General features: G+C 40.2%; 29 protein-coding genes. All 29 read left to right on the forward strand.

The window, feature by feature from the left end; all coding sequences use genetic code 11:
• Nucleotides 1–630, forward strand: coding sequence for a single-stranded DNA-binding protein (locus H171_RS06070; protein ID WP_100304342.1), 630 nt, complete (start codon nt 1–3; stop codon nt 628–630).
• Nucleotides 623–1,129: a sporulation initiation factor Spo0A C-terminal domain-containing protein gene (locus H171_RS06075; RefSeq protein WP_100304343.1), complete on the forward strand. Its 507-nt coding sequence runs from the start codon at nt 623–625 to the stop codon at nt 1,127–1,129. Before H171_RS06070 ends, H171_RS06075 begins: the two co-directional genes overlap by 8 nt.
• Nucleotides 1,068–3,071: an AAA family ATPase gene (locus H171_RS06080; RefSeq protein ID WP_100304344.1), complete on the forward strand. Its 2,004-nt coding sequence runs from the start codon at nt 1,068–1,070 to the stop codon at nt 3,069–3,071. The genes H171_RS06075 and H171_RS06080 overlap by 62 nt, the downstream gene beginning before the upstream one ends.
• Nucleotides 3,072–3,214: 143 nt before the next feature.
• Nucleotides 3,215–3,670, forward strand: coding sequence for a hypothetical protein (locus H171_RS24545; protein WP_242976876.1), 456 nt, complete (start codon nt 3,215–3,217; stop codon nt 3,668–3,670).
• 18 nt (nt 3,671–3,688) lie between these two features.
• On the forward strand, nt 3,689–4,009 hold the full coding sequence (locus H171_RS06090; RefSeq protein WP_100304345.1) for a hypothetical protein: 321 nt from the start codon (nt 3,689–3,691) through the stop codon (nt 4,007–4,009).
• 193 nt (nt 4,010–4,202) lie between these two features.
• Nucleotides 4,203–5,126: a recombinase RecT gene (locus H171_RS06100; protein WP_100304347.1), complete on the forward strand. Its 924-nt coding sequence runs from the start codon at nt 4,203–4,205 to the stop codon at nt 5,124–5,126.
• A gap of 19 nt (nt 5,127–5,145) precedes the next feature.
• Nucleotides 5,146–5,877: an MBL fold metallo-hydrolase gene (locus H171_RS06105; RefSeq protein ID WP_100304348.1), complete on the forward strand. Its 732-nt coding sequence runs from the start codon at nt 5,146–5,148 to the stop codon at nt 5,875–5,877.
• A gap of 8 nt (nt 5,878–5,885) precedes the next feature.
• Nucleotides 5,886–6,512, forward strand: coding sequence for a sigma-70 family RNA polymerase sigma factor (locus tag H171_RS06110; RefSeq protein WP_100304349.1), 627 nt, complete (start codon nt 5,886–5,888; stop codon nt 6,510–6,512).
• Between the two features lie 91 nt (nt 6,513–6,603).
• Entirely contained in the window at nt 6,604–7,038 is a 435-nt protein-coding gene (locus H171_RS06115) for a hypothetical protein (RefSeq protein ID WP_100304350.1), read from the forward strand.
• A gap of 14 nt (nt 7,039–7,052) precedes the next feature.
• A complete protein-coding gene (locus tag H171_RS06120) occupies nt 7,053–7,775 on the forward strand; it encodes a hypothetical protein (RefSeq protein WP_100304351.1) in 723 nt (240 codons plus the stop codon).
• A gap of 53 nt (nt 7,776–7,828) precedes the next feature.
• The gene (locus H171_RS06125; protein WP_100304352.1) at nt 7,829–8,272 is read left to right on the forward strand and encodes a single-stranded DNA-binding protein; all 444 of its coding nucleotides are present in this window, start codon (nt 7,829–7,831) and stop codon (nt 8,270–8,272) included.
• 15 nt (nt 8,273–8,287) lie between these two features.
• A complete protein-coding gene (locus H171_RS06130; RefSeq protein WP_100304353.1) occupies nt 8,288–8,677 on the forward strand; it encodes a hypothetical protein in 390 nt (129 codons plus the stop codon).
• Entirely contained in the window at nt 8,671–9,417 is a 747-nt protein-coding gene (locus H171_RS06135; RefSeq protein ID WP_100304354.1) for a hypothetical protein, read from the forward strand. Before H171_RS06130 ends, H171_RS06135 begins: the two co-directional genes overlap by 7 nt.
• A gap of 61 nt (nt 9,418–9,478) precedes the next feature.
• Complete coding sequence (locus H171_RS24290; RefSeq protein WP_100304355.1) at nt 9,479–9,916, forward strand: hypothetical protein; 438 nt, start codon at nt 9,479–9,481, stop codon at nt 9,914–9,916.
• 113 nt (nt 9,917–10,029) lie between these two features.
• A complete protein-coding gene (locus H171_RS06145) occupies nt 10,030–10,875 on the forward strand; it encodes a hypothetical protein (protein WP_100304356.1) in 846 nt (281 codons plus the stop codon).
• Entirely contained in the window at nt 10,866–12,905 is a 2,040-nt protein-coding gene (locus tag H171_RS06150; protein ID WP_100304357.1) for an AAA family ATPase, read from the forward strand. Before H171_RS06145 ends, H171_RS06150 begins: the two co-directional genes overlap by 10 nt.
• Before the next feature lie 16 nt (nt 12,906–12,921).
• Entirely contained in the window at nt 12,922–13,242 is a 321-nt protein-coding gene (locus H171_RS06155; protein WP_100304358.1) for a hypothetical protein, read from the forward strand.
• Between the two features lie 30 nt (nt 13,243–13,272).
• Entirely contained in the window at nt 13,273–13,698 is a 426-nt protein-coding gene (locus H171_RS06160) for a hypothetical protein (protein ID WP_100304359.1), read from the forward strand.
• A 39-nt stretch (nt 13,699–13,737) separates the two neighbouring features.
• Nucleotides 13,738–14,034 (forward strand): hypothetical protein, encoded by a 297-nt coding sequence (locus H171_RS06165; protein ID WP_100304360.1) that lies wholly within the window; start codon nt 13,738–13,740, stop codon nt 14,032–14,034.
• On the forward strand, nt 14,021–14,233 hold the full coding sequence (locus H171_RS06170; protein WP_100304361.1) for a hypothetical protein: 213 nt from the start codon (nt 14,021–14,023) through the stop codon (nt 14,231–14,233). Before H171_RS06165 ends, H171_RS06170 begins: the two co-directional genes overlap by 14 nt.
• A gap of 103 nt (nt 14,234–14,336) precedes the next feature.
• Nucleotides 14,337–14,867, forward strand: a complete 531-nt coding sequence (locus H171_RS06175; protein WP_100304362.1) for a GNAT family N-acetyltransferase — start codon at nt 14,337–14,339, stop codon at nt 14,865–14,867.
• Between the two features lie 126 nt (nt 14,868–14,993).
• Nucleotides 14,994–15,512, forward strand: coding sequence for a LysR family transcriptional regulator (locus H171_RS06180; protein ID WP_100304363.1), 519 nt, complete (start codon nt 14,994–14,996; stop codon nt 15,510–15,512).
• Between the two features lie 100 nt (nt 15,513–15,612).
• Nucleotides 15,613–18,102, forward strand: a complete 2,490-nt coding sequence (locus H171_RS06185) for a DNA methyltransferase (protein WP_242976877.1) — start codon at nt 15,613–15,615, stop codon at nt 18,100–18,102.
• Between the two features lie 316 nt (nt 18,103–18,418).
• Nucleotides 18,419–18,793 carry a hypothetical protein gene (locus tag H171_RS06190; protein WP_100304365.1) on the forward strand — a complete coding sequence of 125 codons (375 nt, stop codon included), beginning with the start codon at nt 18,419–18,421 and terminating at the stop codon, nt 18,791–18,793.
• Nucleotides 18,771–19,181 carry a hypothetical protein gene (locus H171_RS06195; RefSeq protein WP_242976878.1) on the forward strand — a complete coding sequence of 137 codons (411 nt, stop codon included), beginning with the start codon at nt 18,771–18,773 and terminating at the stop codon, nt 19,179–19,181. The genes H171_RS06190 and H171_RS06195 overlap by 23 nt, the downstream gene beginning before the upstream one ends.
• Before the next feature lie 58 nt (nt 19,182–19,239).
• A complete protein-coding gene (locus H171_RS06200) occupies nt 19,240–20,982 on the forward strand; it encodes a DNA cytosine methyltransferase (protein ID WP_100304367.1) in 1,743 nt (580 codons plus the stop codon).
• 96 nt (nt 20,983–21,078) lie between these two features.
• Entirely contained in the window at nt 21,079–21,582 is a 504-nt protein-coding gene (locus H171_RS06205) for a hypothetical protein (protein WP_100304368.1), read from the forward strand.
• Between the two features lie 125 nt (nt 21,583–21,707).
• Nucleotides 21,708–22,415, forward strand: coding sequence for a phosphoadenosine phosphosulfate reductase domain-containing protein (locus H171_RS06210; RefSeq protein WP_242976879.1), 708 nt, complete (start codon nt 21,708–21,710; stop codon nt 22,413–22,415).
• 312 nt (nt 22,416–22,727) lie between these two features.
• A complete protein-coding gene (locus H171_RS06215; RefSeq protein WP_100304369.1) occupies nt 22,728–22,940 on the forward strand; it encodes a hypothetical protein in 213 nt (70 codons plus the stop codon).
• Nucleotides 22,941–23,272: the final 332 nt, after the last annotated feature.

Genomic DNA, 23,272 nt, shown 5'->3' on the forward strand with positions numbered 1-23,272 from the left:
ATGAATACATTACAGAACAATTCAGTTACATTAATCGGGGAAGTAGATTCTGGCTTTACTTTTAGCCATGAAGTAAGGGGCGAAGCATTTTACTTGGTAAATCTGGCTGTTAAGCGACTTAGTGAACAGGCGGACATTATTCCGCTGACGATTTCGGAGAGATTGATTGATGTGACTGCTGATTGCATGGGGAGAACCTTAGAAGTTGCTGGTCAGTTTCGTTCTTTCAATCAGCAGGGGGAGAATAAAAAAAGATTGATACTTTCGGTCTTTGTAAGGGATGTTTTCTTTCTGGAAGAGGATTTTACAGATTGTACAAAGTCTAATTCCATTACCTTAAAGGGCTATCTGTGTAAGTCTCCGGTTTACCGGAAAACTCCTTTAGGAAGAGAGATTGCGGATCTTCTTCTTGCAGTTAATCGTTCCTATAATAAATCAGATTATATTCCTTGCATTGCATGGGGGAGAAACGCAAAATATGCCTCAGGGCTTTTTGTCGGCACTAAGATGGAAATTTCTGGAAGAATTCAAAGCCGGGAATATACCAAGAAGCTCAGTGAAACGGACATTGTAACACACACTGCTTATGAAGTTTCAGTCTCGAATTTAGAGGTGTTTGAAAATGATTAAGGAGAGGGCGAAAGAAGTATTAATTAAAATGGGAATGCCAGCTTCGGTCAACGGTCTTGAATATATAGCTGAAGCTATGGGACTATTTGAATCAGGATCCCATGATATTAAAATCATGGCTTTATATGAAGAAATCGGAAAAAAACATAACACAGCTAATACCGGAGTTGAGAGAGCCATACGTCATGCGTTCGGAATAGTTATGACAAAGGGAAATCAATCTATGGTAAAGAAATACTTGTCATTCGACAATACTACCAATTCAAACATGTTAAAACTTCTGTATTACCGGTTGAAGCAGGAGGAACGTGAGACAGCCAATTCTAAACCTCTGGGAGCAGAAGAAGTTATCAATTCAGATCCGTATCAGGTATTGGAAGATGATATGGTCCTGGCAATTCAGAAGTTTGTGAAAAATTTAAAGGAGGCAAATTCAAATGTATATTGTAAAACTGATCAGTGCACATTGCGAGAACTTCAAGGGCTTCAAGAGCTTTGATATGCAGTTCGGAGACAAGGTAACACATTTAAAAGGAGCTAATGGATTAGGTAAGTCAACTGTAGCCGAGCTCCTTATGTGGACGCTTCATGGAATAGGAAATGATCTGACTAATAATCCTAAGGTACGAAGAGAAGTCGATGGTATTCCAGTGGTAGACGTTCCGGTGGTCGGTGAAATCACCATGGAAGTAAACGGTAAAGAGGTGATAGCAAGGAAGGTACAGAAGCGAACCACCAAAAAAGACGGAAGCTATTCTGATGATAATACATATTCCATTAACGGCGTGGAGAAGAATCTGAAAGATTTCATTGGATACTTTGACTTTAATTTCGATGATCTGCTCATGTGTATGAATATCGGAGCATTCCTAGCAAAGAAACCAAAGGAAATGAGAGAATTTCTTTTTAAGCTGCCGCAGGATATTTCGATTAAGGATATTGTGATTAAGTATCCGGAGTTTGCAGAGTTGGTTCCATTGTTGGAGAAGTACGATATTGACGAGATTTCTTCTATGAATAAAGCCAGCATTACCAAACTGAACAAGGAAATTGCTGGCTATCCCGGTCGTATAGATGAAGTAAATCGCCAGATCGTAGAGGATATTGATACTGCAGAACTGGAATTGCAGAAGAATGAATTGCAGCGACAAATTGCAGATATTGAGAAGCAGGAGGAAGATTCTCTTGCTCAGGCTAAACTGCATGATTCCAGGTCCAAGGATATCATGGATTTACAGTTCAAACGTTCGGAAATAGAACGGGTTGCCAATGGAAAATTAGTGGAGCAGAAGAAAGAGATCCAGAAGCGCATTGATGATGCAGAATTACAGTTCCGTCAGGCTATGAATGATTCTTCTATGGCGGAGTTAGACGAACAAAGAATTAATGACGCTATTGAAAGGAAAAAAGAACAGAAAGCCAGCTTACTAAAAGAATACAATAAAATCTCTGAAAGCACATTTCCTCCTTATATAGCATTGCCAGAGTTGGGATCAGATGTTTTAATTTGCCCGACCTGTGGACAGGATTTGCCAGAATCAGTTAAGGCACAGAAAAGAGAACAATATGAGGAAAATAGCCGGGAGCACCTTCAGCAGTATGAAAGCAATAAGAAAAAATGGGAGCTACATAATGCAGAACATCTAGCTTCTATTTCAGAAAAAGGCAGATTGTTAAAAGCAGAGATTGAGAATCTGGAAAGTGTAGAACTTTTAGAGGTTGCTAAACGTCTTAAATCAGCTAATGAGCAGAAGGTTGTTGCCAATAGTGTAAAAAACAAAGCTATGGAAGAATTGAATTCACTTCCCGTCAAGGTGGATTTAACAGACAATCAGGAATATGAAGCAATCTGCATGGAGATTTTCAAAAAGGAAGAAGCTTTAAAGTATGTGAATACCGGTGCCGATTATCGGGCTACACTGCGTAATCAGAAAGCAGAGATTCAGGTTGAACTGGATTCCGTGAAAGAGAAGATTTCCAGATCAGCTAAAAATGTGAAACTGGAAGAACGGTTGTCTTTTCTGCGGAATGAGCAGCTGCAAAAAGAACAGTCTAAGGCTGACTGTGAAAAAATCCTTGAATTGCTGGACCAGCTTGACCAGAAAAAGAACGAACTTCTGGTTGATTCAATCAACAGCTACTTCGGCGGCAGGGTGACATGGGATTTATTTGCCTTTGCTAAGAACGGTGGCTATAAAAAGGATTACTGTGTGCCAAGGATTGATGGATATGAAATCCATGATAATACAGCAAATCATGGTAGGAAGATAGAAGCCATGATGATTATCGCCCTGACCATTCAGAAAATCGTGGGTATTCAGTGTCCGGTCATACTTGATGATGGCGAAAGTCTTGACCCGTGGCGGCTTCCGATATGTGATAGTCAGTTAATTGTCATGAGCCGGGCAGATAACAGAGATTTAACGGTTGAGGTTGCGTAATGGACGCTGAGAGCTTGATTCGCATAACAGAGTTTCTGCATGCATTAAAGATATTGCTTGCGGCAACCAAACGTCTGAAAGTTAAAGATTGGGAGCATCTAAAAAAGATAGCTGAACTATTGGAAAAATGGGGGAAGATCTAAATGCAGATTATAAAAGTGCAGTTTTTAAAGGGAGAAATCCCCAACGGCAAAGCTTATACATATTTTTCAGAGGAAACGGTTTCTACCGGAGATTTGGTACAGATTAATTCTTCTGCGAAGGGCATTGTTACCGAAGTTGATGTACCAGAAAGTGAGATTGAAGCGTTCCGGGATAAGGTGAAAACAATTGTTGGGAAAATTGTTGCAGAATCAAAGGAAGAACCCAGTGAGCATTTCAATGTTTCTAATTCCATGGTGGCACAGGAACGCTATTGTGAAGAAAAGAGCTATCCTCATTTCGCTCCTAAAAGTGGTATCTGTTGGAAATGCAATCAGCAGATTTACGCTGAAGGTAAAAATCGTATGGGGAACCTGTCCAAGGGAATATCGGTAGAAGAGGCTGGGAGCGAGTTAATTACTGCTTGTCCCCATTGTAACTGGTCATATTGCGAATGATGGTCATAAGGAGGACATATGAAACAGAATCCTTGTAGATATTGTTCATCGGCAATGGAGTATAAAGGTAAGCATTTTCCTACCCATAAAATGGAATGTCACGACTGTGAGTATATTAAGTCTCACAGAGAATACTTGAAATCCCAAAGGAAGTTTGAAATAGGTCAATATATATCGGATTTCAACGAGCTTATGGCACAGGAATATGTGTTTGTCGGTATGGCAGAGACTCCAAAGCATATTGAGGTTATCAAAAGTTGGCAAGTAAGAAGTGTATTAGGAATTTTGGATAATAAACATTTCTATAAAGCCATCAGGAAAGAAAACGAGGACAAATAAAAATGGCAGGAGCATTAAAACATAAACAGAGAAGTCGCCGGAGTTTTTATCAGAATCGCAAGGTTCTGGGAAGTGTGGCTACTGCAGCAGCGTATCGTAGTAATTCATTGAACATGGCCCGACAAGCAGCAGGGGTGAACTGGTTGGAAAGATTCAAGCAGATGTTCAGAAAACAGAAAGGGGATAAATAATCATGGCAAAACAGGAAGTAGTGGCAACCGGAACACAGCAAGCGGCCTTGGTAGTAAATAATGCTTTCATTGATGGCTTAAATGCGCAGTTGAAACAGAAGCAGGAATATGGGCTCACATTTCCGGCAGATTATAATCCCACGAATGCTTTAATGGGAGCATATCTCATATTAAAAGAAACCAAGGACAGGAACGGAAAATATGTTTTGGAAACCTGTTCACAGGCCAGTATCGCCAATTCGCTTATGGACATGGTGACGATGGGTCTGTCAATGCAGAAGCGGCAGTGTTATCCAATAGCCTACGGCGGTAAGCTGCAGTGTCAGGTATCCTATCATGGACATAAAGCAATGGCACATAGATACGGAGCAAAGGATATTAATGCAGAGGTTATTTATGAAGGGGATATATTCAAATATCATATTGAAAATGGTCGGAAGATACTTGATGAACATACACAGGATTTTGAGAACATCGACTTGACCAAAATCAAAGGAGCCTATTGCATAGTTATCCTCTCAGATGGCAGTACATACATGGAAGTGATGAATATTCATCAGATTAAAACCGCCTGGAAGAAAGGCTATGGCTATAAAGAGAATAGCGGCACTCATGCGGAATTTACTGACATGATGGCAAAAAAGACAGTGACATCCAGAGCCTGCAAGCAGATTGTTCAGCAGTATGGTGATGTGTATGCTATCGAAGCAGTCGACAAGGCAGAAGATATTGATTCGGTAGATGTTGTTGCAGAGGACGTAGCCTACGATGTTCAGAGTTATGCCAATGCACAGGAATTTCCAATGCCAAAGGAATCTGAACCGGTTGAACAGGATGAAGTACCTGCAGGTGAAGTGGAGGTTCAAGAACAACAGGCTGAATCCGAACCGTCATCACCACAGCCGCAGAAACCTGATTGGGCATAAAGGAGCTTGAGACGCTTGCATGAAATTAAAAGTTATAGGCAGTTCCAGCAAAGGAAATGGATATGCCCTCATAGCAGAAAATGAAATCTTACTACTTGAATGTGGCTGCCCATTTAAAGAAGTCAAAAAAGCCATCGATTGGCAAATTCTAAAGATAAAAGGTTGCTTGGTTTCCCATGGACACCAGGACCATCTAAAATACGTCAGGAGTTTTCTAACAGCCGGAATCCCGGTGTACACCAATGAAGAGACAAAACAAGCTATTGAGCTTATCGCAGGTTCACAATTCTATAGCATGACAGAATTTAAAGTGGTTCAGATAGGAGGCTTCAAGGTTATTCCTTTCTATGTCCCACATAATGAAACGCCGAACTTTGGGTATCTAATTGAGCATGATGAAATGGGAAGATTGCTGTTCGTTACCGACTACGAGTACATACCATACAATTTCCAAAAGCAACAGATTCAGCATTTCCTGATTGAAGCAAATTACCAGGAGCAGTTCATCGACAAGGACCTCCCGAACTATGAGCATAAGCTCCTTGGCCATGCCTCTCTGGAAACTTGTATCGGGGCCATTAAGGCAAACGATACACCTAACCTTAGGAACGTCGTAATGTGCCATCTTGGGGGCGGTTCAAGCTTGGAAGAGTATTTTATCAGTGAAATGCAGAAAGTGACGGGAAAGAGCGTTAATGTAGCCTGCGCGCTACCGGGGCTTGTTCTTGAATTGAACAGCGAGCCTTTTTAACAAAGGAGTTGATTGATACGATTTGCATTGAAAATAATGGCATTCCAGTGTTTAAAGAAAATGAAAATGATATTGAAGTACTCCGTTCTATGAATCCGAATGAGCGGAGAGAAAGCTTAATCACAAACAATATAAGGTTGGCCATTTCAGTGGCACAGAAGTTTAGTTACGAAGAAGACTATGAATCTGTGGCCATGATTGGCTTAGTAAAGGCAGCTGATACTTTTGACTTAGGTAAGGAAATAAAATTTGCCACCTATGCCACCAGAGTGATAAGTAATGAAATTCTAATGTACATAAGAAAAAGCAAAAAGGATTTATATACCATATCTTTTGAAACAATTATTCCAGGAACTGATGAGAGACCATTGACCATTGGTAATACGTTGAGCTACGAAGATAAAGAACTAGATAAATTTGAAAAAGCAGAAGGAATTATAGAGCTTCATGAGGCTATCCATTCTCTTCCGGATAGAGAATGTAGAATAATCTGCTTGCTTTATGGGATTGGCGAGTGTCGATCATATAAACAAAAGGAAGTTGCAGAAAAAATTGGGCTTTCGCAATCCTATATCAGTCGTTTAGAGAAAAGTATACTTAAAAAGATGAAAATAAAAATGAAAAATTACAGATAGATAGGACCGAAAAGTCCCTAAACTATAAGACTTTTTAACCCGGGTTGAAATAGATATAACACATTAATCATGCCTTTGGAGGAAAAATATCATGGCAAAAGTGAATTTGGAAGAGTTTGCGGGCGGTGCCCTACAGGAGAAGTTTGATATGGCTATGGGAAAGGTTCTGGAAAATATGCAGGATCCTAATACCCCATGGAAAAATAAGCGATCTATCACTGTGAAGATAACATTCCAGCAAAATGAGGACCGGGACGATGCGCAGGTTGATGTATCTGTGGAACCAAAGACAGCTCCGGTTGCGCCTATCGCTACCAGAATGGCAATTGGTAAGGATCTTAAGACCGGAGAAACATTCGCACAGGAATACGGTAAACAGCTTCGAGGTCAAATGTCCCTGGAAAATTATCAAACTCCACAAGGTGATTTCAAAGTTGATGGCAAAACTGTTGATCCAGAGACAGGAGAAATCAAAGAAGAATCAGATGGTAAAGTTGTAGATTTAAGAGTAGCCAAACAGGCATAAGGAGGATTTTAATTATGGATATGACAAGGGAAGCATTACAGTATGTGGTTGGATTAAGTGAAGCAAATATCCTGGAAATCAACGGAGATACATATACCGATAAGCAGGTCCACAGAATTGATAATAGTCTGCATGCAGCAGCAATTGAGATGAACACGCTATCAAGTCTGGTGGACTATGCCAAGGCATTTGCTGATGAGATGTCAGATCAGATGTTGGTGCAGGTAGTTTCTCCAACGGAAGTCAAACTGATTTCATGCCTTGATGCGGATCGGAAACGTGAATGTCTGGTAAATGTATCGGCTATGATTCCAGATTTTAACTATGGTAGGTACATGGACCATGAAAGTTTCATCATTGCTTTACAGTCAAAATTCATTGACAACAAAGACCGGGAGTTACTGTTAAGATTCGCTGGCACCGTGAAAGATGAGTCTATTGCTCAGTACGGTGATGATGGCGTGACTCAGAAAGCTACCATAAAGACTGGGATTACTTCCGTTGGTGAGGCAATCGTTCCAAATCCGGTTCACCTGTGCCCATTCCGAACATTCGTTGAAGTGGAGCAGCCAGAAAGTGCTTTTGTATTCCGTATGAAGCAGAGTGAAGGGCGCGGCGTAGAATGTGCCATCTTTGAAGCTGATGGTGGGGCCTGGAAGAATGCAGCTATGAGAAATATTAAGGGATACCTTCAGTCTGAGTTATCTGAGTTGCCACAGTTTACAGTGATTTCTTAACAACGTTATCGCCGGCTCAGTCAATGGGCCGGCGAAGAAAGAAGGACTAGAGCATGAATCGTGTAATTTTAATGGGACGCCTGACCCGTGATCCAGAAGTGAGATATTCCCAAGGAGAGCGTACTATGGCAGTGGCAAAGTATACTCTTGCAGTAGACCGCAGAGGAAGACGACAAGAAGGCCAGCAGTCAGCAGATTTTATTAATTGTGTAGCGTTCGATAAGGCGGGAGAATTCGCAGAAAAATATTTCCGACAGGGTATGAGAATATTGGTATCCGGAAGAATTCAGACCGGTAGTTATACAAATAAAGATGGTATTAAGGTCTACACCACCGATATCATGGTTGAAGATCAGGAATTTGCAGATAGCAAGAATGCTTCTTCCGGTGGAGGAAGCCAACCTACGAACACACCGGGAATTTCTGGTTCAATAGTAGGCGATGGTTTTATGAATATTCCAGATGGCGTAGAAGATGAAGGCCTTCCCTTTAACTAATGGGAGGTGCTGCATGTGAATAAGAAAAATCAACCAAAGCCTTCCGAGGTTATAAAAAATTTTCTTGATTATCTGGTAAATAGCCAGAAGGAATATCAGGCGGCCTGCACAGAAATGTTTGCTGAAGATAAAAAGGTTCAGGATTTTCTCCATGCTATTGAGTTTGAAAAAGATAGTAAGGTCCGTAGTAAAATAAGCACTAAATTTCATATTAGCAGAAATTTCCGGAGAGCTGCAAAGGACAGATCACTTCAACTTGAGCGAGTTGCAAAATTCTATTCAGATAAGGCTAATAAGCCATTTATTGATAAATTGCGCAGCATGGTTCAGGATCAGAAGAAAGAAGAGGAGTGGCTTGAAAGTGAGCGTGTTTATTATCCCAGAGGAGGTGATCCCGATTGCTGATTTTGGAGGATACCAGACAGCAAGAGAAAAAACATGATGTTAAGCATGAGTATTTCCGGCGTGTTGGAGTTCATTATAATCGAACTGCATTATATTGTGGGGATTATACTCTCCCTGCGAATCAGAGTGTTTGTATAGATACAAAAAAAGATATTCATGAGCTTATCGGCGATATTCAAGTTAAGCAAATGCCTAAAAAAGAAGTAAAAGATAAAGTTTACGAAATCTGTAAAAATGAGCGAATTTCATTTGATCTTGCTGATGAAATATATCATGCGATATGTGATGATGATGCAGATCGGTTTGCAGAAAAAGATATTAATGAAGTTTGCTATAAATATGCTTTATCTGAAAGCGTAATAGCCTCGTTTCAGGCACTTTATGTTAAAAGACACGGGTTCTTCCATCGAGGACTTAAAAGGGCGCAGAATAGCAAAATAGGGCTATTTATATTGATTGAGAATGAGGACGGGGTAACTTCTATAGATGATTTGTTCTATTGGCATAATCCTCGGCTTGATATACTGGTTAATAGTAATCAAATGATTGGTTTCTGCAAAAGTGGTAAGCCCAGATATAAGAAGGTAAGGAAATATCCTTATGCGGCTACTGGGGAATGGCTGGCAAAGGCCTGCCTAACTATGGAATTAAAGTATAGCTGTAAGTTTCTTTTTTGCAGCCCGGGGGAATCCGGATCAAAGATTTTAGAACTTTTGGGAATTTCCCAGATTAATTATTGAATTGACTGACCGGAGCTTTTGGTTCCGGTCAGAGAGCTAAATTGACGGGTGGTGTTTTAATATGGGATGTCCTATTATTCCAACGATACAATGCCAGCTAAATTGTCCGTATCGTGAATGCAAGAAGCAAATTACAGCTGATGAAATGCGGTTGTCAGAGCGGATTGATATTGAAATAAAGCTTGATCCTCTTCCCGATGACTATAGATCTAGGTGGGCCAGGAATAACTCAGAACGAAATAAGGCTAATAAGCGTAGGCATTACATAGAAAATTATGATTCTTATAAGGCAAGAAGAATGGCCTATTATCAAGGCCATAAAGAAGAGATATTGTCGAAGCAGCATGAATATTACCAGAGGAATAAGGAGCTTATAAATGCACGAGATCGTGACAGAAAGCGTGACAGATGGGCTGAAAATCCGGAGTACTACAGGCAAAAGCAGAGAGAATATCGAGCGAAAAGGAAAGCAGAGAAATCATTGTCATTGAATACATAAGGCAATCTTCAGTAAAAAGAGGAAATTGGATTATAAGATATTTAAGGTGAATAAAAAATTCATTTAACTAAAAAGCTGAAAACTTTTGAAATTGATTATGGGAGGTTGCGTTAATGACACATAGTTTTGATTCCGAGATAGCAGAGAAATATGGAATACTGGAAGCTATACTTCTAAATAATATTTATTATTGGATTGAAAAAAATCGAGCAAATGAGCTAAACTTTTTTGATGGAACTTATTGGACATATAACAGCGCAAAGGCATTTAGTCAATTGTTTTCATACGCCTCTGAAAGACAGATTAATTATGCCTTGAAACATCTGCGTGAAGAAGAAATTCTTCTTGTTGGAAATTATAACGAGAAAACATATGATAGAACTTTATGGTATTCCATAAGTGAGTGTGGTCTAGCCATTATAGAGAAAAGAGAAATCAAAAATACGGAAATGTCAAATGGAGATAGCAAAAATGTAGAATCCATTTTACAAAATTGTCAAATGGAAATAACAAATTTGTCAGATGGATTTGACACTAATGTAGAACCTATACCAGATATAAAACCAGATAATAAACCAAATATAAAACCAAATGATAATACAGTATCTAACGATACTGTTCGCAGCACTGACGTGCAACGTGTCATTGATGCCTGGAATTCTTTGCCTGGATTAAGCCGCATTACAAAAATTGTTTCCGGTACTCAACGTTACGATTGGTTAAAAGTACGGATTAGGGATTATGGTATTGAAGAAGTGTTAAGAGCAATTGAAAATGTTCGGAGTAGTCCATTTCTTCTCGGGAGAAGTAAAAGCGGTTGGACCATTGATTTTGATTGGTTTGTAAGGCCGAATAATTTCCCCAAAGTACTTGATGGTAATTATCTAGATGATAAATCAGCAAGCCAAGAGCCCAATAATCCAGAGTCTCATAATGATGGTGGAGAAACATGGCAGTAGGACAGAAGTTGTTTGACCCTGATGAAATCCGAAAAACAATCAATACGATAAAACCTGATGGAGAATTGTTTGAGGTACGGTGTCTTGAAGCAAATGGGCGAAAAGTTTACAGCGGATATTTTAAATCACCTGAAACCTTAATTGACCAGCTTTGTAGGCTTAATTCTACAGACAGTAATATTTACATAACTCTGGGGTGTGTGAAAGAAGACTGTTATTCACGGGAGCAACGGGAAAAGTTCGTCATGAACGCAAAGAATACGACTAATGACAATGATATTGTGGGGTATAAATGGCTTTTCATAGATGTGGATCCGCAACGGCCGGCCGGAGTTTCCAGTTCTGAAGAACAGTTGCGGAAAGCAAAGGAACGTGGCAATCAGATTTATGTATTCATGAAGAATCTTGGATTTAATGATCCGGTAACGGCTTTGAGTGGTAACGGGATTCATCTGCTATATCGGATTCAGATCGCCAATAACGAGGATAACAAGGCACTGATCAAAAAGTCTCTAGCGGCACTGGATATGTTCTTCAGTGATGACGAACTGAAAATAGATACAACTAACTTTAATCCCTCCCGTATTTGTAAACTGTATGGGACCATGGCCAGAAAAGGCAGCAATACAAAGGAGAACCCTCACAGGCTTAGTCATCTGCTTTCTGAGGGGAACCCAGTGCCAACAGATAAGATTTATCTGGAAAAGCTAACGGCCATGATTCCGGATAAGCAGGAAAAGCCACAGAGGTATAACAATTATAATCCCAAAGATTTTGATTTAGAAGAGTGGCTACAACGGTATAATATCCAATATAAAAAGGCTGGCTACAGTGATGGAACTAAATTCATTCTGGACGAATGTCCGTTTGATAGCAACCATAAAGGTAAAGATGCTTGTATCTTTCAGTCTCGGTCCGGCGGTATTGGATTCCATTGCTTTCACAATTCATGTTCGGATAAGACCTGGCAGGATGTGAGAAAGCTTTTTGAGCCAGACGCTTATGAAAAGCGGCAGCAGGAATATGAGCGCAAGATTTATTCACGGTTACCGGTACAGCAACGCCCAGTACAGAGCATTGTGCCGGTCCAAGGGAATCCGGTGTTTTTCACGGCAAGAAATATTTTAGACCTGCAGGTACCGGAAGAAAGATTCGTGAAAAGTGGAATAGTTGATATTGACAAGAAACTGAGAGGATTAAAAAAAGGATATGTAACTGTTATGTCTGGCTTAAGAGCCTCTGGAAAATCCAGTGTCATATCTGAAATGGTTTTGGACGCAGTGGAAACTGGAAATAATGCTGCGGTATTCTCTGGGGAGTTAGCACCAAAGAATTTCATGAGGTGGATGGACCTGCAGGCTGCCGGAAGAGGATATACGGAGCCTACGCAATTTGAAGGATATTACAATGTTCCCAGAAAGTATAAGGAGCAGATTGCAGAATGGTTGGGTCAGCATTTCTTCTTGTACAACAACGATTACGGTAATGATTACCGGGCGGTGGCAGAACAGTTTGAAAAGGCCATTGAGGAAAAGAAGCTGGATTTGCTGATTCTGGATAACCTGATGGCTTTCAATATCCTTTGCCTATCAGATAACAAATTCGAAGCGCAGACAGCATTTATTCTTGATATGCAGCGGATTGCAAAGAAACACAATGTCCATGTGCTATTTGTAGCACACCCGAGAAAGGCAATGGGATTCCTCCGGCTTGATGATATATCCGGTACTGCGGACCTGGGAAATGCAGTTGACAATGCCCTGATAGTGCACAGGGTTAATAATGACTTTAAAAGGCTTGGTAAGCAGATGTTTGGCTGGAATGACAATAACCCGATATTTGAATCCACCAATGTGATTGAAATTGCAAAAGATCGAGACGGCGGCACAATGGATTATTTCGTTCCGCTACACTACGAAATAGAAACTAAGCGATTGAAAAATTCGCCTGCTGAAAACAAAATCTATGGCTGGAATAAATCTGATGATGGATTCCTGAATGTGGAGCAGGGCGAGATACCTTTTGATTGAGAGGAGGTAATGTATCGTGACATTAAGCACTCAAAAGCCAACACGGGAAGAACGTGCGGCTATGACCAAAGATGAATTGCTTAGAGCAGTGTGGCTTCTTGATGATGTACTTGAATCTTTAAGGTGGATTCCGATTAAGGAAAGGCAGCCTAAATATGACGGGGAGTATGAAACAACTGTAAGGACATTACCTGGATTTAAGGGTGTTTCGCCTGGTGTTGTACAGAATGTCCGAATGGTTTATGTGTCCGGGAAATGGAAAAGCCAATGGTTTCAGGAAATTCCCTACTATGAGGTATTGGCGTGGCGTGAAGTTGCAGAGCCGTTTAAAGGTTGATACATAACCTGCTTAGGCAGAAAGGACAATATGAATACATATGTGATTACTTTATCAGGATATGATAGGCAGGCAACTGCTTACGGTGAAACGTCGGGAAAGGCTAAGTATAATTCCTACTTAGAAATGGGAGATTTATTTGATAGCTTTGCTGAATTTTTGCGATTTGTAAAAAGCATAAAGCTGATCCATAAATTCAGACCGTGTGATTTGTTTGGTGATATTGAACAGTTCGAGCGAATGAAAGAATGTCGTAATATCCCATTCGCTTTTATGGGAATGAAGGTGATTTTAAAATCCAGAAGCAGAGGAAATATTAAAGGAGCCATTGTCGGTTCAAATGACAGCATGAACTTGGATATCTGCTTTGATGGAACCTGCCATAAAGAGAATTGTCACCCACATTATGAATTGATCTATCTGGATAATAGTGGGAACATCGTAGCCGAATTTTAATTGGGATTTAAAGAAATCAGGACAGAGAGGAGAAAAGGCATGACAGAATATTTAGCAGAAAGTACCCTTGCAAACATGAGATTTGGTTTGTCCATAACAAGACCGGGAATAAATGCAGTAAACGAAAAAATGGCTCTTGAAATAGCTATAAGTGCATTGGAAAAACAAATTCCAGTTAAGCCCATAGAAGATGGTTCATTTGGGAAATGCCCGGCTTGTGGATATGAATTTAATTCGGAGCTTCTGAGTGAGTACAATTTGAAATACTGCTTAAATTGTGGGAAGAAGATTCAACTCGCTAAGCAAGGTTTGGAGGTAGACAATGAAAATCATTAAGCAAGACGGCAATGTAGTTAAGGGGCACAGTATTGAAATGCAAGGTTGTGTTATCTACTGTACTCCAGATGATCAGCCAGGTAAATGTGTAGAGTGTGGTAGGTATAGAGATATGCTGCGGACAACAGAAGTGTTTTCAGAAATGACCATTGCAGGTTGGAGCTTTAAAAATCCCGAATATGCTATGCCACAAAATTAGAATTTAATGAATTAACGTACATTGAAAACTTAATATTGATAGTTAGTAAGGGTAGTGGTATTCTATTCATGAAGATTATTTATATAATAGGAGGGTGAAGCGATTGGAGCAAATTAAATTACAACTTCCTAAAACATACCATAAAGAAGCCGCAGAAGATTATAAGAATGAATTCTTCAAATATAATGAATACGTTATTAACGGAAGTGCATTATTTGACCAAATGAAATATGACCAATGGCTTGTTAACACCACAAATAACAGCAAAGAAAGTACAGTAAGGGCAGATTGGGTGGTAGCAAGTACATTTTTTGCAGTCAGACAGTGCGATAATAAAATTATTGGAATGATAGATATACGCCATACTTTAAATAACGATTTTTTAATGCAATATGGTGGCCATATAGGTTATTCAGTGAGACCAAGTGAAAGAAAAAAGGGCTATGCAACAGCAATGGTTCGGCTGGGGCTTAATTATGCAAAAACACTTGGCCTTAATAAAGTGATGTTGGGGTGTTATGCAGATAACGTTCCCTCAATACAAACCATTAAAAAGTGTGGCGGTATATTGACTGAAATAAAACCATATTTGGATGGAAAAACAATTCATATATATTGGATTTATTTACAGTAATTCTACTAAATGATTACAATATGATTGAATTAAATATGTTAAGAAAACTACTAACTATCAGTATTAAGCTGGTAGTTTTTTAGTGCAGAAATTTAATTAAGCAAACTGAAATTTAATGGAGGCTATATGTTAGATAACAGGTTAAAAGTTTTTGTTGCAGTGTGCGAAACCCGCGGATATCAAAAGGCTGCTGATAAATTATTTATCTCACAGCCTGCGGTATCACATCACATACGAAACTTAGAGCAGGAAATGGGAACAAAACTCATTGTATTTAGAAAAGGGCAGCTTAAGTTAATGCAACTCACGAAACACGGAGAAATATTATTTAAGTATTGCAAGCAGGTAGTTAAACAAGATAAGCAATTACAAGAGGAATTAGCTCAGAACAAGAATTATGTTCCCCCATTTGAGCCATATAAAATTATGACAAAATTATATGAGGATCCTGACTACATAATGGGGAAAAGGCTAAGTGAGTTGGTATCATCTATTGCCGAAACTAGATCCGAAAGGGATCGTCTATATAATGCTTTACGTGATGATCCAGATGTAAGGAAGAAAGTATTTGATAGCGGTCAGCGTAGATTTTATTATTATCACACAGACGATGTTAAAAAGTATATTGAAGATATGCGAATCTGATATTTTGCATAGTTGAAAATCATTGAAAGGAGACCGGAGCGGTGGCCACCGTGACAGGATATCCTGGCTTCTTTCACAAATAATGGATTATTTAGAGTTTTTGAAAACAAAGATTGAAATTGCAACGGATACAGGATTCGCAGTAGAACGGAGCACTATCAATAAGGCATTGAAATTTCATCAGGGTGACGCTGTCGCATGGGCTTTGAAAGGTGGTTGCCGAGCGTTATTTGAAAGCTTTGGCCTTGGAAAGACAGTTCAGGAAATAGAATTCTGCTATCAGGTAATTAGGAAGTTTGGAGGAAAAGCTCTCATAGTTTGTCCATTGGGTGTTAAACAGGAATTCATAAGGGACGCGCAGAGTATTCTCGGTTATGAAAAGCCCATATATGTTAGAAACATGGAAGAGGTTAAGGCTGCAGAAGCTGGTATCCTCATTACCAACTACGAACGAGTACGTGATGGAGATATAGACCCCAGTTATTTCACGGCAACTTCTCTTGATGAAGCCAGTGTTCTTAGGAGTTTTGGAAGCAAGACTTATCAAACCTTCCTGGATAAATTCAAAGAGGTTCCTTACAAACTTGTGGCTACAGCCACGCCAAGTCCGAACAAATATAAAGAGCTGATTCACTACGCCGGATATTTGGGAGTTATGGATACCGGCCAGGCATTGACGAGATTCTTTCAGCGAGATTCTACAAAAGCCAATAATTTAACTTTATATTCGAACATGGAAGATGAGTTCTGGCTTTGGGTAAGCAGCTGGGCGCTATTCATTACAAAGCCTTCAGATATAAACCTGGATTATTCAGATGATGGATATATTCTTCCGCCTTTAGATGTAAGGTGGCATGAACTTCCGGTAAATTACGGCGATACTGCAGATAGAGATGGCCAGTTTCAGTTATTTAATGAAGCAGCTGACGGCCTGAAAGAAGCAGCACAGGTGAAACGAGAAAGTATTGACCTAAGAACAGCAAAGATGAAAGAGATCCTTGAGTCTGACCCGGAGGATCATTTTATTATATGGCATGACCTGGAAGCAGAGAGACTGGCAATTAAGAAAGCAGTGCCGGGTGTCGTGGATATTTACGGTTCCCAGGATTATGAAATTCGGGAACAAAGGGTTATTGACTTTTCAGAGGGTTGTTGTCAGTATTTTGCAACAAAAAAAGAGTTATCAGGATCTGGCTGCAATTTTCAAAAGCATTGTCATAGGGAAATATTCCTGGGGATTGATTACGAATTTAATGATTTTATTCAGGCCATACATAGGTGCTATCGCTTCCTGCAAAAGGAGCCAGTTATCATTGATATTATCTACATGGAAAATGAGAGAGAAATCAAAGATGTGTTACTGGAAAAGTGGAAGAATCATAATCACATGGTAGAAAAAATGATTGAGATTGTTAGAAAGTACGGATTGTCGGCGGCTGGGAAAGAAAAACGCTTAGAGCGGAAGATGGGAGTTGAAACAGTGAAGGTCAAGGGAAGTAAGTATACAGCAGTTAATGATGATTGCGTAGAAGAAACAAGGCGTATGGAAAGTGATAGCGTTGGCCTGATTCATACATCAATACCTTTTGGAAACCATTATGAATATTCGGCCAATTATAATGACTTTGGGCATAATCAGGATACGGAAAGATTCTTTGAGCAGATGGACTTCCTTACACCTGAACTTCTTAGGATCCTGCAGCCGGGAAGAGTGGCGGCAATACATGTTAAGGATCGTATCCTTTTCGGAAACGCTACAGGAACAGGAATGCCCACGGTAGAACCTTTTCATTCAGATTGTATTAGTCATTATATTAAACATGGATTTCAGTATTTTGGCATGATTACTATTGTTACTGATGTGGTAAGGGAAAATAATCAGACCTATCGGCTGGGCTGGACGGAGCAATGCAAAGATGGAAGCAAAATGGGAGTGGGTTGTCCAGAATATATTTTACTCTTTAGAAAACTACCTACTGACAGATCAACGGCTTATGCAGACGTACCTGTGAAAAAGACCAAAGAAGATTATACCAGGGCTCAATGGCAGATAGACGCTCACGGATTCTGGAGATCTTCGGGTAATCGCCTTATTAGAAAAGAAGAGTTAGAAAATGTTTCGGTAAAGAATCTTCAGGCTGTTTACCGGAAATATAGCAGGGATCATGTTTATGACTATAAAGAGCATGTAGAGCTGGCCAAGAAACTTGATACGGAAGATAAGCTCCCAGCTACATTTATGGTGGTTGCGCCGGGAAGCTGGACATGGGAAGTATGGGACGATATCAACCGCATGAGAACTTTGAATACCAGTCAGAGCCGGAGAAGAGCGCAACTCCATGTATGTCCTTTACAGCTGGATATAGTGGAACGAATTATCAACAGATATTCCAACGAAGGTGACCTTGTAGCAGATCCATTTGCCGGGCTTATGACGATCCCTATGACAGCCGTTAAGATGGGTAGGCTCGGATATGGAATAGAATTGAATCCGGATTATTTCAGAGATGGCGTTGGGTACCTGCAGGCGGCAGAAGAAGATGTGGATTCCCCGACACTATTTGATTTTATGCCAGAGATAATAGCATAAGGCAAAGCAAGAGAAGAAAGGAGATAAAAATTTGAAGAATTGGGTTAAATGGGTGAGTGTAGCCGTGGTCGTATTGTTCGGAATTGGTTTTACAGAATCTCCAATGTGTTTGTGGGCGTTTTTCATTCCGTTTTTAAGTGATTGCTTTTCATAGACAGGAACGGAGGCAAAGTCTTGAAATATGAATTACATATGCTTTTACGAAAGATAATAATGAGGTGATACGGAAAAGATTGCAATTCGTGTAAGCATTATGATGGAAGCTTTGGTGACGAGAGCTGCTTTCCCTGTGAACGAAGCATAAAGGCGGTGGGATATGAACGAAAGTAGAAAATATACGATTTACGCCGTAGATTTTGACGGCACACTTGTAGAAAGCGTCTGGCCGGGAATCGGTGAGCCGAATCAGGCATTGATTAATCATTTGATTAAAAGACGTAGAGGGGGAAACAAAGTAATTCTTTGGACATGCCGCTGTGGCAGCCGCTTGGAAGAAGCTGTTTCATGGTGCAGGAATTATGACCTGGAATTTGACGCTGTGAACGAGAACTTATCTGAAATGGTAAAGTTGTTCGGAAACGATTCACGAAAGATATTCGCTGATGTTTACATAGACGATAAGGCCAAGGTTAAGGCCAAGTATCGCATTCCTTATCAAGGTGGTGAAGATGATGGAAGAACGCGATCTTAGAAAGTACTGGTCCGCCTATACGGACGCATGGAAACTAATGAAAAATCGTCAGATGGTCAAGCAGGAGCATGTGGCACAGATGATAAAGAAGCATGGGAATCCTGTCATGAGCCGGCTGTTTTGCCTGGTTGTCTGGCAGGAGATTAAGCGGATTAATTCCGGGGGGGCTCCTCTTCAGGACAAGCAGTATGAAGAATGTCTTACCGGAGCATGGAAGCTGTTTAAGCAGTACAGCGATCCGAATGATACAGAAGAATACTGGAATGGCCTGGTTGATATGATAGGAGCCATGTCCAAAGAATATGGTAATTGCAGCTTTATAAGTAATGTCCTGATCCATGTAACGCTAGAAGAACTTGAGCGGATTTGGAGATCTAAAAAGCAATAAAAAGTGAAAGGAGCCGACCTCCTGCAGGGGTAACGCTATAGCGGGTCCTTTTGAGAATATGAGAGATTTATTAATAGATTGCTTTGCCGGAGGCGGTGGGGCAAGCGTTGGGATGGAAATGGCTTTGGGCCGTCCGGTTGATATTGCTATCAATCATAATCCACAAGCTATCAGGATGCACAGAACGAATCACCCTGATACGCTTCATTTGACAGAGGATATCTTCAAGGTAGACCTGCAGAAATATGTAAAAGGCCGTCATGTAGCTTTAATGTGGGCCAGCCCAGACTGTACCAGTCATAGCAAGGCAAAAGGCGGTAAGCCGCGAGAGAAAGGGCTTAGAATTCTTCCATGGGCAGTATATAAACATGCGAAAGCAATTCTGCCTGATGTGATCCTGATGGAGAATGTTGAAGAGATCCAGCAGTGGGGACCCTTGGATAATGAGGGTTATCCAATAAAGGAGCGTAAGGGAGAGGATTATCAAAGGTTTATTACAGCCATGAAGTCACTGGGTTACATATTTGATAGTCGGGAACTGATAGCAGCCGATTACGGAGCTCCCACCACAAGAAAAAGATGGTATGCAGTATTTCGGAGAGATGGAAAGCCGATTGTCTGGCCGGAACCGACTCATAACAAAAATGGTACTGATGGGTTAAAGAGATGGGAACCTATATGGAAATATCTTGAATTAACGGATTTAGGAAAATCTATATTTGGCAGAAAGAAGCCACTGGCAGATAAGACGATGAACCGGATCGCCAGGGGATTGGATAAATTTGTTTTTAATTGCCCGGAACCGTTTATTGTTCAGGTGAATCATGGGGGAGATAACTTCCGGGGACAGAGCATACATGAGCCTATGCCTACCATAACGCAGAAGCATGGCTTTGGAACTGTGACACCGTACATTATGCAGATAGGGCAGACTGGATTTTGTACAGAACGCAATCGTTCAGTTGAAGATCCATTGAGTACAGTAGTTACAAACAACGAACATTGCCTGATATCGCCAGTTATCACACCCTTCATAGAGAAGTCTTATGGAGGTAATTACAAAGGAGCGGGCAGTGGCATGGATGAGCCAGTACATACTATCACTACGGTTGATCATAACCATGTTGTTGCACCACTTTTGATTCAGTATCATTCCGAAACATCAAAATCTGATGTGAGAGGGCAGTCAGTTGACGTACCGATAATGACACTGGATACCAGTAACCGTTATGGCTTGGTGGCGGCTTTCCTTACAAAATTCTATAAAACGGGAATAGGTCAGCCTTTATGGGAACCGATACATACAATCACAACCAGTCCTGGGCATTTTGGACAAGTCAGTATTCTTGCAATCAGCAAGGAAGAACTGTTGAAGAATGGTGTTGATGAAGAAACAGCACAGAAATGCACTTGGGTAAGCCAGTTTATCATTAAGTACTACGGTGGTGATGTGTCTGGTGTAAGTTTGGAAGAACCACTTCATACTATTGTGACAAAAGACAGATTTGCTTTGGTTACGGTCCTTGGTAGTGAATATGTGATTCTGGATATCTTTCTACGTATGTTGAAGGCCGAACCAGAATTGAAATTGGGACAGGGATTCCCAGAGGATTATATTATTGACCATGATTACGAAGGGAAAAAGTACCCAGTATCTGAACAGGTGGCCCGTATTGGAAACAGCGTTGTTCCCATCGTGGCTAAAGCGTTGGTTGTGGCGAATTGCTCATATCTGAAAATCGGAGAGCGAATGCCAAACATGAGGATTGATGATAGCCAGGAGCAGCTTAGATTTGCCTGATATAACGTAGAATTAAAGATTTATTGTTCCTTGATAATTGAATATTGATAGTTGGAATGGTATAATTCCTTTATCACTAAAGATGGGGGGAGTATTATGGATTGGAATATATTTTGGGCGGCATTTGGTGCAATAGGGACTACTTTAGGTTCTTTGATAACAGCAAGTGCTGTAGTTATTGCAGTTAAACAGTATAAGCAACCTTTGATGAAGATTGTAAAAGTAGTGGTGACTTCGGCTGCTATAGTTGATAATTCAGGAAATTATTTAATGTTTTATTGTATAAGCATAAAGAATAGAGGTATAAGAACAGTACAAATTAACTCTATAAATATCAAGGGGAATAAGAAAGTGTTGTGGTTAAATAGTACTCAATTTGAATCAGATACTAAAATAAATCTTCCGGTAAAAATCGAGCCAGAAGAAATCATAGACTTTTTGATTGAAGTGGAAAAATTTAGATTGGAGATAAAAAAAGCTGTTACAAATAAGGTAATCAGGAAGAGGGGTAAATTAGTGGTTTTTGTAACAGATTCTCTTGGCGATAAGTATTATTGTAAAACAAATATTAAAATTGCAAGCTTAATAAATTCTCTTTAATGTTTGTAACCAACTATCAATATTCGGTAGTTGGTTTTTTGTTGCAAAAAATGAAAGGAGGCTGGAGCTCCTGCAGGGCAAAGTCATGACGGCTCCTTTCAAAAATGTTTATAAAAGAAGATGATTTGAAACTTAATGAGTGGCAATTTTCACAGCGAAAATATTTGCCATGGGAAACAAAATTGCAACTGACGAAGACCAGAATACAGGAGTGGTATGATAACTGGGGTGGTCAAGTATATCTCAGTTATTCCGGTGGATTGGATAGTACTGTATTGCTTCATCTGATCCGCAAGACTATAGGTGATGATATGCCGGCAGTGTTCTCAAATACAGGCTTGGAGTTCCCCGAAATTGTTCGATTTGCAAGGAAGGCACCTGGAACTTTTAAGGAGATAGAACCACGTAATAAAGATGGTAAACGCATCACATACAGGGACGTTATTTTGAGCGAAGGATATCCTCTTGTAAGCAAAGAAACTGCTATGAAAATCAGGAAGTTACGGCACGGGAATTTATCAGATAGATACCGGAATTACTTGCTGAATGGTGATGAAAGGGGCTCTTTTGGAGTTCTTCCGAAAAAATGGAGATGCCTCCTGAACGCACCTTTTGATACCTCTGAAAAATGTTGTGATGTGATGAAAAAGAAACCATTCATTAAGTATACAAAAGAAACTGGCCGGGTTCCGTTCATTGGAACAACGCAAGACGAGGGATTTGTGAGAGCGCGTCTTTATTCACATACAGGTTGTAATGTGTATGATGGTAAGACAATCAAACCAGCCTATGGGGTTTTGGACAAAGCAAGACGTATTACGGTATGTCGTTGAGAATGATTTGGAAATATGCTCCGTATACGGTGACATTAAGCAATCTCCCCGTGGCAAATATTATCTCACTGGGGAGCAACGGACTGGCTGCATGTTCTGCGCATTTGGAGCCCATTTAGAACCAGAACCTAACCGCTTTCAGCGAATGTCAATTACGCACCCAGGATATTATCGTTTATGTTTTAAGCCATTGGAGAGCGGCGGACTAGGAATGAGCGTACCGTTGGACTACCTTGGAATCCCGTATGAAACCTGGGAATCAGTGGGACAGATGAATTTGGCTGACTACCTGAATGAAGAAAGGAATGGACTATGTGGAAAATAAAAATTGTTTACAGTGATAAAAGTAAATGCACGTTAACAGGGAAACACAAGGAAATTCCATTAGAACTGGCACGCCATTACTATAACCAGTATGCGGCAGGGAAGAAGTGTAAAGTTACATACCAGCAATATCCTAAAAAGGATTTTGCAGAAACGGACTTGTATGAGAAGATTGTGGAACTGGAATCCAGTGAGGAATAGCTGAAAGTGCTTGGGGGGACCGGCAAGGTTTCCCCTGCCGGTATGAGTATGAAAAAGCTATGCATCTAAAAATCCAACATTCTTAGGAGCACGTTTGTATTATAGCAGATATGAATCAGTTTAGCAGATGTAAAATTTTACCATTTTCAATTAAAGACAAGAAATAGCCGGGGCATAGACCCCGGTAAAAAAACAACTCTAAAAGAACATACATTCGAATGGTGGATAATAAACAAGCGGCAGAGTCACCGACCAAAGTTTTTCTACCGCTTCACGCTTAAGGATATTATAAATCAAACTGTCTCCTTAAGCAACTAATTTTTTAGTAAAGG

This window comes from [Clostridium] celerecrescens 18A, assembly GCF_002797975.1.
Taxonomy (GTDB): Bacteria; Bacillota; Clostridia; order Lachnospirales; family Lachnospiraceae; genus Lacrimispora; species Lacrimispora celerecrescens.

Bases quoted from the DNA above. Each gene is read 5' to 3' on its own strand.
- H171_RS06160 (WP_100304359.1), top strand. From the start codon at position 13,273: ATGAATACATATGTGATTACTTTATCAGGATATGATAGGCAGGCAACT.
- H171_RS06080 (WP_100304344.1), top strand. From the start codon at position 1,068: ATGTATATTGTAAAACTGATCAGTGCACATTGCGAGAACTTCAAGGGC.
- H171_RS06205 (WP_100304368.1), top strand. From the start codon at position 21,079: ATGGATTGGAATATATTTTGGGCGGCATTTGGTGCAATAGGGACTACT.
- H171_RS06120 (WP_100304351.1), top strand. From the start codon at position 7,053: ATGGATATGACAAGGGAAGCATTACAGTATGTGGTTGGATTAAGTGAA.
- H171_RS06180 (WP_100304363.1), top strand. From the start codon at position 14,994: ATGTTAGATAACAGGTTAAAAGTTTTTGTTGCAGTGTGCGAAACCCGC.
- H171_RS24545 (WP_242976876.1), top strand. From the start codon at position 3,215: ATGCAGATTATAAAAGTGCAGTTTTTAAAGGGAGAAATCCCCAACGGC.
- H171_RS06100 (WP_100304347.1), top strand. From the start codon at position 4,203: ATGGCAAAACAGGAAGTAGTGGCAACCGGAACACAGCAAGCGGCCTTG.
- H171_RS06105 (WP_100304348.1), top strand. From the start codon at position 5,146: ATGAAATTAAAAGTTATAGGCAGTTCCAGCAAAGGAAATGGATATGCC.
- H171_RS06125 (WP_100304352.1), top strand. From the start codon at position 7,829: ATGAATCGTGTAATTTTAATGGGACGCCTGACCCGTGATCCAGAAGTG.
- H171_RS06190 (WP_100304365.1), top strand. From the start codon at position 18,419: ATGAACGAAAGTAGAAAATATACGATTTACGCCGTAGATTTTGACGGC.
- H171_RS06170 (WP_100304361.1), top strand. From the start codon at position 14,021: ATGAAAATCATTAAGCAAGACGGCAATGTAGTTAAGGGGCACAGTATT.
- H171_RS06070 (WP_100304342.1), top strand. From the start codon at position 1: ATGAATACATTACAGAACAATTCAGTTACATTAATCGGGGAAGTAGAT.
- H171_RS06115 (WP_100304350.1), top strand. From the start codon at position 6,604: ATGGCAAAAGTGAATTTGGAAGAGTTTGCGGGCGGTGCCCTACAGGAG.
- H171_RS06195 (WP_242976878.1), top strand. From the start codon at position 18,771: ATGATGGAAGAACGCGATCTTAGAAAGTACTGGTCCGCCTATACGGAC.
- H171_RS06200 (WP_100304367.1), top strand. From the start codon at position 19,240: ATGAGAGATTTATTAATAGATTGCTTTGCCGGAGGCGGTGGGGCAAGC.
- H171_RS06215 (WP_100304369.1), top strand. From the start codon at position 22,728: ATGTGGAAAATAAAAATTGTTTACAGTGATAAAAGTAAATGCACGTTA.
- H171_RS06075 (WP_100304343.1), top strand. From the start codon at position 623: ATGATTAAGGAGAGGGCGAAAGAAGTATTAATTAAAATGGGAATGCCA.
- H171_RS06165 (WP_100304360.1), top strand. From the start codon at position 13,738: ATGACAGAATATTTAGCAGAAAGTACCCTTGCAAACATGAGATTTGGT.
- H171_RS24290 (WP_100304355.1), top strand. From the start codon at position 9,479: ATGGGATGTCCTATTATTCCAACGATACAATGCCAGCTAAATTGTCCG.
- H171_RS06145 (WP_100304356.1), top strand. From the start codon at position 10,030: ATGACACATAGTTTTGATTCCGAGATAGCAGAGAAATATGGAATACTG.
- H171_RS06150 (WP_100304357.1), top strand. From the start codon at position 10,866: ATGGCAGTAGGACAGAAGTTGTTTGACCCTGATGAAATCCGAAAAACA.
- H171_RS06090 (WP_100304345.1), top strand. From the start codon at position 3,689: ATGAAACAGAATCCTTGTAGATATTGTTCATCGGCAATGGAGTATAAA.